Source organism: [Mycobacterium] stephanolepidis (assembly GCF_002356335.1).
Taxonomy (GTDB): Bacteria; Actinomycetota; Actinomycetes; order Mycobacteriales; family Mycobacteriaceae; genus Mycobacterium; species Mycobacterium stephanolepidis.
This window is the reverse complement of the sequence record NZ_AP018165.1, coordinates 2258421-2272322: the sequence shown is the minus strand read 5'-3', so window position 1 is coordinate 2272322 and position 13902 is coordinate 2258421. Positions and strand designations below refer to the sequence as shown.

Sequence of the window (13902 nt, the reverse complement as noted above, 5' to 3'; positions counted from 1 at the left end):
TCATCTCTCTCTTTTAGGCAAGCTGTTCGAACTGTGCGGCGAGCTGGGCTCCGGTCAAGGGTTCACGGGCGATCACCGCAATGGTGTCATCCCCCGCGATGGTCCCGACAACGTCGGGCAATGCGGCGCGATCAATCGCGCTGGCGAGATAGTGCGCGGCACCCGGCGGCGTGCGCAGTACCGCGAGATTACCGCTGGCGTCGGTGGATACCAGCAGCTCCCCCAGCAACCGGGAGAGCCGGTCGGTGCCGCCGGACACTCCACGCACCGGACTGCCGTCCTCGGGCACTACGTACACGCCTACTCCGCCGTCGGCAGCGCGAAGTTTTACGGCACCGAGCTCGTCGAGATCCCGGGACAAGGTGGCTTGCGTGGTTTCGATGCCCTCGGCCGCCAGCAGCGCCGCCAGTTCTCCCTGGCTGCGCACCGACTGCGTCGACAGCAGCGCCACGATGCGCGCCTGCCGCCCTGCCCGGGTGTCGGCGGCATGTGAGGCTGTCATCGCCGTTGTTCCAGCAGCCACACCAGCAGCGCCTTCTGGGCGTGCAGACGGTTCTCGGCTTCATCCCACACGGCACTGCGCGGGCCGTCGATCACCTCATCGGTGATCTCCTCGCCGCGATGGGCGGGAAGGCAGTGCAGGACAATGGCTTCTGAATCCGCCAGCCCGAGTAGGTCCTCATTCACCTGGAACGAGCGGAACGGCCGCACCCTGTCGAGGCCGTCATTCTCCTGCCCCATCGAGGTCCACGCGTCGGTGACAAGCACGTCGGCACCGGTGGAAGCGGTTCGCGGGTCGGCGGTGACGGTGAGGGACGCACCGGTGTGCGCGGCGATCCGCTCGGCTTCGGCGACGTACTTGCCATGCGGCGCAAACCCATTGGGCGCAGCGATAGTCACATGGATGCCTGCCGTGACGCCACCGACCATCAGCGAGTGCGCCATATTGTTGGCTCCGTCACCCAGATACGTCAGTCGCAATCCGGCCAGCGAGCCCTTGCGTTCCGCCAGTGTCTGCAGGTCCGCGAGGACCTGGCATGGATGAAAGTCGTCGGACAGGGCATTGACGATGGGAACGGTGGCACCGCTTGCCATGGCGGTCAGGCGTTCCTGCGCGTAGGTGCGCCACACGATGGCTTCCACATACCGGGATAACACCTGCCCGGTATCTTCGAGGGTCTCCTCGCGCCCCAACTGAGTGGTGCGGCTGTCGACCACCACGGCATGCCCACCCAGCTGCGCTATGCCCATCTCGAAGGAGAAGCGCGTCCGAGTCGAGTTCTTCTCGAAGATGACGGCGACCCCGCGTGGGCCCTCGAGCGGCCGACGCGAAAACGGCGCCTTCTTGAGTTCGGCAGCCAGCGTGAGGACTTCGGCCTGCTCAGCAGGTGAGAGATCGTCGTCCCTCAGAAAATGTCGGACGTTTCCCGCCGGGTTCATGCCAGCTCCTGTTCTGCTGCGGTGTCGAGGATGCCGGGCAGCGCGGCGACAAACTCCTCAATCTGTTCATCGCTGAGGATCAGGGGCGGGGCCAGCCGCAGCACATCGGGCGCCGCGGCGTTGAGCAGGAAGCCGGCCTCGCGTGCCGCAGTTTCGGCGGCCTTGGCGCGTTGCTCGTTCAGAACGATTCCCAGGAGCAGACCCGCGCCACGCACCCGGGCGACCAGCGGATGGTTCAACCCTTCGATCGCATGGCTCAACGACTTTCCAGCCGCGGCAGCGTGATCGACGAGGTTCTGCTCATCGAGTACCAGCAGGACCGCCAGGGCCGCCGCGGCGCAGACGGGATTGCCTCCGAACGTGCTGCCGTGCAGCCCCGGAGTGAGCAGCTCCGCGGCAGCTCCGGTCGCGATGCAGGCACCGATCGGCAGACCGCCGCCGAGGCCCTTGGCCAGGGTGACCACATCGGGGGTTATACCCACCTGCTGATGTGCGAAAAATGTTCCGGTGCGCCCGATTCCGGTCTGCACCTCATCGAGTACCAGCAGCGCGCCGTGGCGCGCGGTGATCTCACGTACCCCTGCGAGGTAGCCCTCTGGTGGAACCACCACCCCGCCTTCGCCCATGATCGGCTCCAGGAAGACCGCCGCGGTGTCACCGTCGACAACCGACTCGATGGCTGCGAGATCGCCGTACGGTACGTGCACCACTCCTGCCGGCAACGGCTCAAATGGCGCCTGCTTGGTTGGCTGGCCGGTGAGCGCCAGCGATCCCATGGTGCGGCCGTGGAAGGCGCCTTCGGCCGCTACTACCTTGGTGCGCCCGGTAAGCCGGGTCAGCTTGAACGCGGCCTCGTTGGCTTCGGTGCCGGAATTGCAGAGGAACACCCTGCCCGGAACTCCCAGCCGTGCGATGAGCGCCTCGGAGAGTTCGAGGCCGGGGCCCGTCGCATACAGATTCGAGGTGTGGCCGAGCGTCGAGAGCTGGTGCGTGACGGCATCGATGACGGCCTGGTTGCGGTGACCCAACACGTTGACGGCGATGCCGCCCAACAGATCCAGGTACCGCTTGCCGTCCACATCGGTGACGACGGCGCCGTCGCCCTCGGCGAGGACGACCGGCGGTGTGCCGTAGTTGTTCATCATGACGTGTTCCCAGCGCTGCTGGGTCTCACTGGTGTTGCTCATGATTGGCTCCTGACAATTGTCCCGACGCCCTCGTCGGTGAATAGCTCGACCAATACGCAATGCTCGACGCGCCCGTCGATGATGTGGGCGCTGGGTACCCCGCCGTCCACCGCACGCAGACATGCCTCGACCTTGGGAATCATGCCCGACTCCAGTGTGGGCAGGAGCTCGCGCAGATCCTCTGCCGCGATAGCGGTCACCAGCGACCCCCGATCCGGCCAGTCGGTGTAGAGGCCCTCGATATCGGTGAGCATCAGGAGACGCTCGGCGCCAAGGGCTTCGGCGAGTGCACCGGCGGCAGTGTCGGCGTTGAGGTTGTGCACCACGCCATCCGCATCGGGAGCAAGGGTGGATACCACCGGGATACGTCCGGCATCGATCAGGTCAAGGATCGCTTCCGGATTCACCTGTGCCACATCGCCCACCAACCCGATATCGGTCTCGACGCCGTCTACGGTCGCGGTGCGGCGCACGGCCGTGAACAGTTGTGCATCCTCGCCCGTGATCCCCACTGCGTACGGCCCGTGGCTGTTGATCAGCCCGACAAGCTCACGGCCGACCTGGCCGAAGAGCACCATCCGCGCGATGTCCAGCACTTCCGGTGTGGTGACCCGGAAGCCACCCTTGAACTCTCCGGACACGCCAAGCTTTTTCAGCATCGAGGTGATCTGCGGGCCGCCGCCGTGCACGACGACGGGGTGGATGCCGCAGTTGCGCAGGAACACCATGTCTTCGGCGAAGGCGTTCTTGAGCGCATCGTCGGTCATGGCATTGCCGCCGTACTTGATCACGACGATGGCGCCGTGCAGCTTCTTGAGCCATGGCAGCGCCTCGGCGAGCACGCGCGCCTTCTTGGGAGCCTTCATGAGCTGTACGCCGAATTCTCTTCGACGTAGGCATGCGAAAGATCGGTGGTCCGGATGGTTGCCCGCTGATCCCCGGCGCCGAGGTCGATGAGTACCTCGACGTCCGGACCGGCCAGATCGATCTCACGAGCGCCAGGAGCGCCGGTGCAGTTGGCGCATACCAGGTTTCCGTTGAATGACACCGTGACGCGATCCGGGTCGAGGTCTATCGGTGCCATGCCCACCGCGGCGAGCACCCTGCCCCAGTTGGGGTCGGAGCCGAACAGCGCGGTCTTGACAAGGCTGTCGCGTGCCACCGTCCGGGCTGCGGCCACCGCGTCGTCCTCGGTGACCGCCCCGGTGACGGTGATCAGGATCCGTTTGGTGACACCCTCGGCATCGGACTGCAGCTGCGCGGCCAGGTCATCGCAGACCCGGGCTACCGCCGCAGCGAATTCCTCTGCGTCAGGTGTGATCTCGCTTGCCCCGGAGGCCAGCAGCAGCACGGTGTCGTTGGTGGAACAGCTGCCGTCGACGTCGAGCCGGTCGAAGGTGCGCGCGGTGGCCGCCCTCAACGCGGAATCCAACTGCGCGGCGGGCACTGCGGCGTCGGTCGTGATGACCACGAGCATGGTCGCCAGGGAGGGAGCCAACATGCCCGCGCCCTTGGCCATCCCGCCCACCGTCCAGCCACCCTTATGATGCAGCGCAACCTCTTTCGGCACGGTGTCGGTGGTCATGATGGCGTGCGCGGCGTCGGTGCCACCGCCCAGGCCGCCTGCCAGCTCGTGCACGATTTCCTGCACCCCGGCCAGCACCTTGTCCATCGGCAACCGGTCACCGATGAGTCCTGTGGAGCACACGGCCACCTCGATGGCCCCGGTCTCGGTGCCCCAGTCGCTGAGCGTCTTCGCGACCTCTTCCGCGGTGGCGTGGCTGTCCTGGAATCCGACCGGTCCGGTACACGCATTCGCCCCACCGGAGTTGAGAATGACGGCGCGCAGCCGGCCCGTGGTGAGGACCTGCTGCGACCAGAGCACGGGGGCGGCCTTGACCTTGTTGCGGGTGAATACCCCCGCCGCGGCGTAGTCGGGCCCCTCGTTGAAGACCAGGGCAAGATCCGGCTTACCGGAGACCTTGATTCCGGCGGCGATTCCGGCCGCCTTGAACCCGGCGGGTGCGGTCACGCCCTGCGTCCGCACCAGTGGCGAATTGTCCTTGGTCATGGTGCTACCCCCACAATGGATAGGCCGTCACCCTCGGGCCAACCGAGTGCGAGGTTCATGGATTGAATCGCGGCTCCTGCGGTGCCCTTCACCAGATTGTCGATGGCTGCGATCGCCACCAGCACGCCCGCATCGGGGTCGACGGCCAGACCGATGTGCGCGGCGTTGCTCCCGGATACCGCCTTGGTGGTGGGCAACTGCCCCTCCGGAAGCACGTGAATGAACGGCTCATCGCGGTATGCCTCCTGATATGCGTCCCGGATCTCGGCCAGGGTTGCGCTGGTCGGCGCCGTACACGTAGCGAGAATGCCGCGGGGCATGGGGATGAGCACAGGCGTGAAAGAGACGGTGACCGGCTTGCCCGACGGATGATTCAGCCCCTGAGCGATCTCCGGGGTGTGCCGATGCGCACCGGCGACGTTGTAGGCGCGGGCCGAACCCATGACCTCGGAGGCCAGCAGGTCGGCCTTGGGGGCGCGTCCGGCGCCCGTGGTACCACTGACCGCTACGACGGTGACCGTCGGCTCCACGAGGCCTGCAGCGACCGCGGGAGATAACGCCAACAGTGCTGCCGTCGGATAGCAGCCCGGAACCGCCACGCGCTTGGTGCCGTGCAGGGCCGCGCGTGCACCGAAAAGCTCCGGCAAGCCATACGGCCAGCTCCCGGCATGTTTCGAGCCGTAGTAACGCTGCCATGCGGCGGCATCGGTCAGCCGAAAATCGGCGCCACAGTCGATGATGAGGGTCTGCTGCCCCAGTTCGTCGGCGATCTTGGCCGAAGAGCCGTGCGGTAGCGCCAGGAACACCACGTCGTGCCCCCGCAACAGCTTGGGATCGGTGGGCTGTAGTTTGTGGTCAGCTAACGGTGTCAGATTCGGGTGATGCTCGATGAGGCTGGTACCTGCATTGGAACCGGCCGTCAATACCCCGATGCGCAGGCGGCCCGCGGCGTATGCCGGATGTGCGAGCAGCAGGCGCAGAATCTCACCGCCGGCATATCCGCTGGCACCGGCGACCGCGACCGAGAACCCAGTAGTCATAGCGGCAATTCTGTATCATTATGCAGTCAAGCGCAAATATATTCGATCAATCGTTGTAGACACGCGATCAACCTCAACTTGAGCTAAACGGTGTGATGCCCGGTTCTCACGGTTACGGTGAGGTAGCTGGCGAATAGCGCCGGCAGTTGTTAACGAGCGAGAACGAGTACGAGAAGGGAGCCTTCCATGTCGGATCGTGCCGATCGTCAGCGCCAGGAGCAGCACCGCGAGCAGGCTGACCAGCGCCGAGGACAGTAAGACCTGCTAGGTGCGTTGGGTTGCCCCAACGCGCTCGGCCGCAGAGGCCACCGCCGTTATCCGTGCGGCGGTGGCCTCGTCTTCTGTCAGGGTGCGGTCGGTCGCCCGGAAACGCAGCCGGAAGTTCAACGATTTGTTGCCTTCGCCCACCTGCGGCCCGGTGTAAACCTCCACCAGGCGCACCTCTTCGATCAACTCACCCGCCCCGGCGCGTAGCGCCTCGGTGACCGCATCGGCGGGCACCGGCTCGGCGACCACCAACGAAACGTCCTGAAGCACTGCCGGGAACGGCGAGATCCTCGGCGCGGGAAGCGGATTGGTGACAGGAAGCGCGTCCAGGCTCAACTCCAGGGCACATGTGCGTTTGGGCAGCCCGAGCCGTTCGATGACCGCCGGGTGCAGTTCGCCGGCATGCCCGACAACCTGGCCATCGGCCACAATCTCCGCGCACCGCCCCGGATGCCACGGCAATTCACTGCCGGCCCGCAGCGACAGGTCCACATAGGCCGCCCGCCCGATGATCCGGGCGGCTTCCAGGATGTCGGTGACATCGGCGGCTCGCCCACGCCCCCACGGCCCATTCGGCTCACGCGCCCCCGTCAGCACAAGTGCCACATGGACGGGCTGCGCGGGCAGCGACTCGAGCAATGCATTGAGCTCGGTTTCGGAGGGGCGATCCGTCACGTCGAGCAGCGGGATCGCTCGGGTCGTCTCGGTTGGCCGGACAACCTGACCGATTGTGAACAATGCGACGTCGACGGTTCCACGAGAAATATTGCGCGACAACGCCTCAAACACCCCGGGCAGGAGCGTGCTGGCAAGTTCGGGGCGGTCGGATTCCAGCGGGTTGAGGACCTTTGTGGTGCGTCGGCGCGGATCGTCCTGATCCAGGCCCCACGCGTCGAACACCCCGGCAGGCAGGAACGGCATCGGCAGGATCTCGGTGTATCCGCTGAGCGCCAGGGACTTCCCCACCGCACGGCGACGACGTTGCGGTGCGGTGAGGCCACCGCCTTGCGGCGCCGCGGGCAGAATCGACGGGATGTCTTCCAGTCCTTCGAGTCGCAGCACCTCCTCCACCAGGTCCGCACCCTCGGCGATATCGGGACGCCAGCTCGGCGGTGTGACCCGCAGGGCCTTGCCCTCCACCGCTACCTCGGCACCGATCTGCCGGAGGCGGTGTTCCACCACCCCGTCGGCGTAGTCGACCCCGGCGATGCGCGCGGGAAGGTCGGTGGCCATGACGATCTCGGGTCGGGCCTGGCCGTCGGCCGACCAATCGGTGAGTTCGGCAGGTGTGCTGCCGCCGGCGATGTCGCGCAGTAGAGACGCACAACGATCCAGGGCGGCAACGGATATCGCGGGATCCACGGAACGTTCGTACCGGCGTCCCGCCTCGCTGTGCAGGTGTAGCCGACGTTGGGTGCGCAGCACCGCGGCCGGATCCCATACCGCCGCTTCGAGGAGCACGTCGGTGGAGTCTTCGCGCATCTCGGTGCTTCCGGCGCCCATGACACCGCCGATCGCGGTGACACCGGCGTCGTCCGCGATCAGAACGTCGCCGGGTTCAAGCTTGCGTTGCACGTCGTCGAGAGTGATAACCGTCTCGCCGGCTGTCGCGAATCGCACCCGAAAATCCCCGCTGATCCGTGCATTGTCGTGGGCGTGCATGGGGTGCCCGATCTCGAGCATCACGTAGTTGGTGGCGTCCACCGCCGGCGATATGGCCCGGATTCCACAGAGCATCAGCCGTCGCTGAAGCCACCACGGCGACACCGCCGTCGGATCGATGCCGATAACCGGACGCAACCCGAAGCGTTTGACCCCGGTACCGGCGTCGATATGTACCGGCAGTGAGGGCTTATCGGCCGGGAGCGACTGTACTGCAGCTGGATCGACGAAATCCAGGTCGTACGCACAGGCCAGGTCACGAGCCAGCCCGCGAACGGACAGGCAGTATCCGCGATCCGGAGTGATCGACAGATCGAAGACGACATCGTCCAGCCCGACCACCTCGCCGGCATCGGCACCGGGTTCGGCGGTTCCCGGCGGGAGCACCAGAATGCCCGAGGAGTCCGAGCCGAGACCCAGCTCGGTCGTCGAGCAGATCATCCCGTCGGAGTTGTGCCCGTAGGTCTTTCGTGTCGCGATGGTGAAGTCGCCGGGCAGCGTGACACCCGGAAGTGCCACCACTACCAGGTCGTCGACGGCGAAATTCGATGCACCACAGACAATCTCGCGAGGCTCCGCCTCACCTACGTCCACCAGGCAAAACCGGATCGGCTTTTTGAAGTCGGTGAGTTCGGTGATCTGGGCGACGCGTCCGATCACCAGCGGTCCGGTAACCGGACCGGGGACGATCACCTCTTCCACCTCGTGACCGATGCGGATCAGCGTTTCCTCGATACTCGCCGGGGTGGCGGAGAATTCCGGGGCACCGACACGCAGGACCTCGATAAGCCAGCTGTAGGGAATACGCATCAGGCACTCACCCCGAACGGGAGGCTGAAGCGCACGTCGCCCTCGATCATGTCGCGCATATCGGACAACCCGTTGCGGAACTGCAAGGTTCGTTCCAGCCCCATGCCAAACGCAAAGCCGCTGCATTCTTCCGGATTAATACCACTGGCTCGCAACACATTCGGGTTCACCATGCCGCAGCCGCCCCATTCAACCCAGCCGGCCCCGCCTTTTTTGTTCTCGAACCAGACATCCACCTCGGCAGAGGGTTCGGTGAACGGGAAGAAGTGCGGCCGCATCCGGGTGTGTGCCTGCGCCCCGAACATGGCCCGCGCGAAGGCGTCGAGCGTGCCCTTGAGGTTGGCCAGGGTGAGCCCGCGATCCACGGCGAGCCCCTCGACCTGATGGAAGGCGGGCAGGTGCGTCGCATCGATTTCATCGGTGCGGAAGGCGCGCCCCAGCGAGATCACGTAGACGGGCAGCTCGCGCGCCAACAAGGTACGGACCTGGACCGGTGAGGTGTGCGTGCGCAGCACCTGTCGCGAGTCCTCGGGGGCGATGTAGAAGGTGTCCTGGGTGCTGCGTGCCGGGTGGTCGGGCAAGAAGTTGAGGGCATCGAAGTTGAAGTGTTCGGTCTCCACCTCGGGGCCGTCCGCCACCTCCCACCCCATCGCTACGAAGGTGTCCGCGATGTGTTCGGACAGGATGGTGATCGGGTGGCGCGCTCCGATCGTCTGACGCGTCGACGGCAGGGTCACATCGACACGCTCTGCGACCAGTACGGCGGCATCACGTTCGGCGCGCAGTGCCTCCAACCGGATGTCGTACGCCTGTTGCGCCTGGTTACGTACGGCGTTGACAAGCTTTCCGGCCTCAGCCCGTTGATCCTTGGGTAGCGCGCCCAGAGCCTGCCGCGCGAGCGCCAGTGGCGACTTCTCCCCCAGATGGTCGACCTTTGCCTGCGCGAGGGCATCCAGGTCACCGGCGGCGTCAAAGGCCGCGCGAGCAGCATCAACGGCGCTCGTCAGAGCCGTCTCCGATGGTTCCACTGATGGGTCCTGCGAGTGATCGGCCACGGATGCCGATCATAGGGTAAGGCGGGTTAACCACCGTGCGGTCATGCCCGGCGGGCACCACCGCACCGCCTAGTGTTGATCGAGTGAATGGCGAAGCAGTGCGCCGCTGGATCTTCGAAAGACATTGCCATCCGGTCAGTGCGTGGTCTCGTTGGGCGACGACACCGCTGTTGCTCGTTCCCGCGTGGACCCGGCGATGGCGTTGGGCGATCCCGATCGCCGTGTGGCTCGCGATCAACCCGGTGGTGACCCCGCCCGCCCCGGGACAACAATTCCTTTGCCACTCGCGCCATACGCGGCGAGGAGATCTGGATGACCAGACCTACGTCGGATACCGCCCTCACCGTGTTGGGCAGCGTCGGCGGCGCCGCGCTGATCTCGGCACTGGTGGCCGCCTGGCGGCATTCTCGGGTCGGGGCGACGGTGGGTACCGCACTGTCGATGACGATCACGCTGCTGGCCTGGCGGCGCTACGCCCAGATCTGGGAGTCAAACCAGCCCGGACGGTAATGTCCGATTTCCGCTAGCACTACGGCGGGAGCGCGGGCATGCTCGAGACATGGAACTTGACGCGGAGGCCTGTTACCGGGCCGTGCAGTCCCGCGACACGCGATTCGACGGCCAGTTCTACACGGCCGTTCGCACCACCGGTATCTACTGCCGGCCGTCGTGTCCGGCCATCACCCCGAAGCGTCAGAACGTCTCGTTCCATCCCACCACCGCCTCTGCGCAGGCCGCCGGCTATCGAGCCTGCCGCCGGTGCCTACCGGACGCGGCACCTGGATCGCCATTGTGGAACATCAATTCCGACTTAGCTGTTCGAGCGATGCGCCTCATCGGCGACGGCGTGGTCGAACGCGATGGCGTGGATGGCTTGGCTCGCGCCCTCGGCTACTCAAGTCGTCAACTCAACAGGGTTCTGCTCGCCGAGCTCGGCGCAAGCCCACTGGCGCTGGCACGCGCCAATCGCGCCACCACCGCACGTCTGCTGATTCAGCGGACCGAACTGGCCATGTCCGACATTGCCTTTGCCGCCGGTTTTTCCAGTATTCGGCAGTTCAACGACACGATCGCGGCGGTGTTCGCGACGACACCGTCGAAACTGCGCGCCGAGCTCCCCCGCGGAGCGAGTCTCACATCGGCACCGATGCCCGGCGGCGTCAGCCTGAAACTTCCTCTGCGGCAGCCCCATAACGTCGCTTGGTCGATCTGGCTGTTAGAGCATCATTGCGCGCGTGGGGTCGAGGATTTTTCCGAGGGACGGTACACCCGAGCACTGAGAATGCCGCATGGTCCCGTCGTCGTGACACTGACGGTAGACGTCGATCAGGTGCGCGCGGACCTACAGCTCTCCGATATGCGTGACCTCGCGCCCACGGTGGCCCGCCTGCGTCATCTTCTTGATCTGGACGCCGACCCCGCGGCGGTGGATGACGCGTTGCTGTCTCACCCAGCGCTGGCCCCCCTCGTCGCCGAGGCTCGCGGCATCCGGGTGCCCGGGACAGTCGACGGGTCAGAGCTCCTGTTGCGCACCATGATCGGACAGCAGATCTCGGTATCCGCGGCCAATACCGCAACGGCACACCTCGTTGCCGAACTCGGCGAGGAGGTGGCCGACACGACGGGGCGAGTGACCCGTCTGTTTCCCACCCCCGAGGCCGTCGCCGCAGCGGGTGCAGAGGTAATGGCCGGGCCCGCGGCGCGGATCGCCGCGATCGTCGGGGCGGCCGACAGGCTCGCAACCGGCAAGCTGGAATTGCATCACGGGATGAACGCCGCCGACATGCGCCGGCAGCTGTTGGAGATCAAGGGAATCGGACCGTGGACCGCTGACTACGTGGTGATGCGCCAACTCGCCGATCCAGACGTTCTACTCGAGCACGATCTGGTGCTGCGCCGCGGTGCGGCGGCCGAGGGTATAGACCTCGCAGCTGCCCGCGCCTGCTCACCGTGGCGGTCCTATGTATCTATGCACCTGTGGCGCAAGGGAATCACTGCGCTACCACGTCCGCGCATTCGCGCACAGAAAGGAATCTCGTGAGCGACTACTCGACTCTCACCACCCCGGTGGGACCATTCACCGCCATCGTCGACGGATCGGGGACGGTCCTGGCATCGGGATGGACGGACTCCCCCGAGCTGCTGCATGCGTTGATACATCCGACGTTGCGCCCGCGGGAACTGAACCGTAAACGCGATCTCGGCAAGGTGTCCAAGGCCGTCACCGACTACCACGCGGGCGATCTGACCGCCATCGACTCGATCCCAGTCACCCAGCGTTCCGGGGATTTCCTCATGCACGCCTGGGATGTGCTGCGACAGGTCGATCCGGAGGCGCCGATCACCTACAGCGAGTTCGCCGTGCGTGCCGGACGGCCCGCTGCCATCCGTGCGGCCGCCAGTGCCTGCGCCCGGAATGCGGCGGCGCTGTTCGTCCCGTGCCACCGCGTATACCGCATCGGCGGCACACTGGGAGGCTTCCGCTATGGGCTTCCGATCAAGCGATGGCTACTTGATCACGAGGCTCCCGCCGGGACCTGACCCATTGACTTATGAGCACCGCGGCTATCCCGGTGGGTACCGCCGCCGCGAGAGTCTGAGCGTCCTCGGAGAACATCATCAGGGCGAACAGCCCACCAAACCCTAAGAGCAGCAATCGAAGTACAGACCAATGCGGCGCGTGCACGGAAAACGTGTGCGCCGCGAGCATCCCGAGGAGAAGTGCCGTGAGGTGCCCCACCTCCGTGAACGTCTGATTGCACGCGATAGATACTGCGCCGACGGCGATCCAGCCGGACATCCATGAGCCGCGCCAGCGTGGCGGAATCGATGCGGTGAGTGCGCCGACAACCGCCGCTGTCCCGTAACTCATCCCCACATCGCTTGCCCGCGCGATGGTTACCGGGGCCCAGTGCATCCAGATGGCCAGTGCGGTTCCGACTCCCACGATGAGGGTCGCACCGATATGGCCGAGCACGAAGGTCAACGCCAAACGCCCACTGTGCCATTGCAGTTCAGCCAGGGCAAGGATGTAGATCAAGCCGGGAAGCCACAGGTAGATCGGTCCGGCGTCGGTCACAAAGGCACTGCTGATGAGGGTACCCAGACGCCCCTGGTGCAGATTGTGCAGATTGGTGCTCGCATGCGCGATCACCCGGTCTTGCATCCGCGGCCCCTCGACCACCAGCACGGTGGCGACCGCTACCAGCGCAACCGCATAACCGATGGTGACCCGCAGCCTGACAAGCGCGGCCCAGACTCTCCGCATGATCCATGATCGCACCGTCTAGATGCGACCGTCGTCCCCAGCGGCTGGCAGTTCCCTGCGAGTTTCGAGTAGGTACATCTTCATGTTCTCGGGCACACCGGCCGGTCTGCTGGAGAAGAGCGGCCGCCGCACGGGCGTGGGCGTGAGTCCCAGGTGATCAAGAAGCACCAGCGGCACCTTGGCCAGAGCCGGTTGCGAGATCGCCAGACCACCCTTCGCGGCGCTCTCCATGACGCGGGCGGCGATGTTCACATCGACTCCGAGCCAGTCCGACCCGATACGCTGGGGCGTGCCGGTGTGGATCCCGATCCGCATATGCGGCGTATACCCCTGTATTTCAACGTTTTTCAATGCGTCACGGGCAGGAATGACGGCTTGTAGGGCCGTGATCGGATCATCGAAAACGGCCATGATGCCGTCGCCCATACGCTTGACCACCTGACCCCCGGCATTGAGCATGGGCGGTTCGGCGACCGATGCGACGCGACGCAGCAGTTTCAGCGTCGCCTCGTCACCGGCTTCCAGTGCCCAGGCCGAGAATCCGACGAGATCGGTGAAGACCAGGGTGACCTCGCGATTCGCCGGCTGCTTGCTGACCTTCTCGGTGAAGGCCTGCCAGATCTGCAATGCGCCGAAGCCGAACTCACGGAACGCGGTGTCTCTATCGGTCACCAACCGGTCGGCCGCGCGCGCCACCGCACTCGCCCCACCGAAACCGCTGGTGGACAGCGGGTCGCCGAAGTACGGATCGCCGGGCAGCGAACGCCGGGCACGGCGTACCGCCGCGACGACCGTGGGATCCCGATCCATCTTGCGGAACCAGCTCCCGGCTCGGGCGATATGGCGAGACGCAGGCTCGGCGGGATCGGAATTTTGCGCTGGCGCGGCCGCATCAGGCGACTCCGCGGCGAGGTCATGCCGCACAGGCCCACTGGTGCGGCCTCGCCTGCGCTTACGGATTCCCGAGTTGTGCTCACGGTCCGGTTCGGCATCGAGGCCCGACGGCTCGACATCCACCGCATCAGCCTATGTGCTGGGGTGTGCGGCGGCAATCTCGTCGTTGCCAGTGTCGCGGCATTCGGGCCGGTTCGGGTCCTTCTCC

The 13902-nt window shown here is 65.7% G+C and carries 13 protein-coding genes; 3 read left to right on the top strand and 10 right to left on the bottom strand.

Annotated elements, in window-relative coordinates; translation table 11 throughout:
* Window positions 1-13: 13 nt before the first annotated feature.
* The 8 genes from MSTE_RS11195 to pheS all read right to left on the bottom strand — a co-directional run bounded on the left by MSTE_RS11195 (window position 14) and on the right by pheS (window position 9532).
* A complete protein-coding gene (locus MSTE_RS11195; RefSeq protein ID WP_030098041.1) occupies window positions 14-502 on the bottom strand; it encodes an arginine repressor in 489 nt (162 codons plus the stop codon).
* Window positions 499-1440 (bottom strand): ornithine carbamoyltransferase, encoded by a 942-nt coding sequence (gene argF / locus MSTE_RS11190; protein ID WP_096501231.1) that lies wholly within the window; start codon window positions 1438-1440, stop codon window positions 499-501. Before argF ends, MSTE_RS11195 begins: the two co-directional genes overlap by 4 nt.
* Entirely contained in the window at window positions 1437-2627 is a 1191-nt protein-coding gene (locus tag MSTE_RS11185; RefSeq protein WP_096501229.1) for an acetylornithine transaminase, read from the bottom strand. The genes argF and MSTE_RS11185 overlap by 4 nt, the downstream gene beginning before the upstream one ends.
* Window positions 2624-3493 carry an acetylglutamate kinase gene (argB, locus tag MSTE_RS11180; RefSeq protein WP_096501227.1) on the bottom strand — a complete coding sequence of 290 codons (870 nt, stop codon included), beginning with the start codon at window positions 3491-3493 and terminating at the stop codon, window positions 2624-2626. Before argB ends, MSTE_RS11185 begins: the two co-directional genes overlap by 4 nt.
* Entirely contained in the window at window positions 3490-4698 is a 1209-nt protein-coding gene (gene argJ / locus MSTE_RS11175) for a bifunctional glutamate N-acetyltransferase/amino-acid acetyltransferase ArgJ (RefSeq protein WP_096501225.1), read from the bottom strand. The genes argB and argJ overlap by 4 nt, the downstream gene beginning before the upstream one ends.
* A complete protein-coding gene (gene argC / locus MSTE_RS11170; RefSeq protein ID WP_096501223.1) occupies window positions 4695-5738 on the bottom strand; it encodes an N-acetyl-gamma-glutamyl-phosphate reductase in 1044 nt (347 codons plus the stop codon). Before argC ends, argJ begins: the two co-directional genes overlap by 4 nt.
* 264 nt (window positions 5739-6002) lie before the next feature.
* A complete protein-coding gene (pheT, locus tag MSTE_RS11165) occupies window positions 6003-8477 on the bottom strand; it encodes a phenylalanine--tRNA ligase subunit beta (protein WP_096501221.1) in 2475 nt (824 codons plus the stop codon).
* On the bottom strand, window positions 8477-9532 hold the full coding sequence (gene pheS, locus MSTE_RS11160; RefSeq protein WP_096501219.1) for a phenylalanine--tRNA ligase subunit alpha: 1056 nt from the start codon (window positions 9530-9532) through the stop codon (window positions 8477-8479). The genes pheT and pheS overlap by 1 nt, the downstream gene beginning before the upstream one ends.
* A 312-nt stretch (window positions 9533-9844) precedes the next feature.
* On the opposite strand from pheS, the gene MSTE_RS25515 reads away from it, so the two are divergent.
* The 3 genes from MSTE_RS25515 to MSTE_RS11145 are packed head-to-tail and all read left to right on the top strand — an operon-like array spanning window position 9845 to window position 12073.
* On the top strand, window positions 9845-10042 hold the full coding sequence (locus MSTE_RS25515; protein WP_231897050.1) for a hypothetical protein: 198 nt from the start codon (window positions 9845-9847) through the stop codon (window positions 10040-10042).
* A 49-nt stretch (window positions 10043-10091) separates the two neighbouring features.
* Entirely contained in the window at window positions 10092-11573 is a 1482-nt protein-coding gene (locus MSTE_RS11150; RefSeq protein WP_096501217.1) for an Ada metal-binding domain-containing protein, read from the top strand.
* Window positions 11570-12073, top strand: coding sequence for a methylated-DNA--[protein]-cysteine S-methyltransferase (locus MSTE_RS11145; protein ID WP_096501215.1), 504 nt, complete (start codon window positions 11570-11572; stop codon window positions 12071-12073). The genes MSTE_RS11150 and MSTE_RS11145 overlap by 4 nt, the downstream gene beginning before the upstream one ends.
* Here MSTE_RS11145 and MSTE_RS11140 read toward each other — a convergent pair.
* Both MSTE_RS11140 and MSTE_RS11135 read right to left on the bottom strand, forming a co-directional pair.
* Entirely contained in the window at window positions 12030-12800 is a 771-nt protein-coding gene (locus tag MSTE_RS11140; RefSeq protein WP_096501213.1) for a rhomboid-like protein, read from the bottom strand. The genes MSTE_RS11145 and MSTE_RS11140 overlap by 44 nt on opposite strands.
* Window positions 12801-12818: 18 nt before the next feature.
* Window positions 12819-13817, bottom strand: a complete 999-nt coding sequence (locus tag MSTE_RS11135) for an adenylate/guanylate cyclase domain-containing protein (protein ID WP_096501211.1) — start codon at window positions 13815-13817, stop codon at window positions 12819-12821.
* Window positions 13818-13902 lie beyond the last annotated feature (85 nt).

What these genes read in the sequence shown, in the direction of transcription:
- argB (WP_096501227.1), bottom strand. Translation starts at nt 3,493, where the DNA reads ATGAAGGCTCCCAAGAAGGCGCGCGTGCTCGCCGAGGCGCTGCCATGG.
- argJ (WP_096501225.1), bottom strand. Translation starts at nt 4,698, where the DNA reads ATGACCAAGGACAATTCGCCACTGGTGCGGACGCAGGGCGTGACCGCA.
- MSTE_RS11140 (WP_096501213.1), bottom strand. Translation starts at nt 12,800, where the DNA reads ATGCGGAGAGTCTGGGCCGCGCTTGTCAGGCTGCGGGTCACCATCGGT.
- MSTE_RS25515 (WP_231897050.1), top strand. Translation starts at nt 9,845, where the DNA reads ATGACCAGACCTACGTCGGATACCGCCCTCACCGTGTTGGGCAGCGTC.
- MSTE_RS11195 (WP_030098041.1), bottom strand. Translation starts at nt 502, where the DNA reads ATGACAGCCTCACATGCCGCCGACACCCGGGCAGGGCGGCAGGCGCGC.
- MSTE_RS11150 (WP_096501217.1), top strand. Translation starts at nt 10,092, where the DNA reads ATGGAACTTGACGCGGAGGCCTGTTACCGGGCCGTGCAGTCCCGCGAC.
- pheT (WP_096501221.1), bottom strand. Translation starts at nt 8,477, where the DNA reads ATGCGTATTCCCTACAGCTGGCTTATCGAGGTCCTGCGTGTCGGTGCC.
- argC (WP_096501223.1), bottom strand. Translation starts at nt 5,738, where the DNA reads ATGACTACTGGGTTCTCGGTCGCGGTCGCCGGTGCCAGCGGATATGCC.
- MSTE_RS11185 (WP_096501229.1), bottom strand. Translation starts at nt 2,627, where the DNA reads ATGAGCAACACCAGTGAGACCCAGCAGCGCTGGGAACACGTCATGATG.
- argF (WP_096501231.1), bottom strand. Translation starts at nt 1,440, where the DNA reads ATGAACCCGGCGGGAAACGTCCGACATTTTCTGAGGGACGACGATCTC.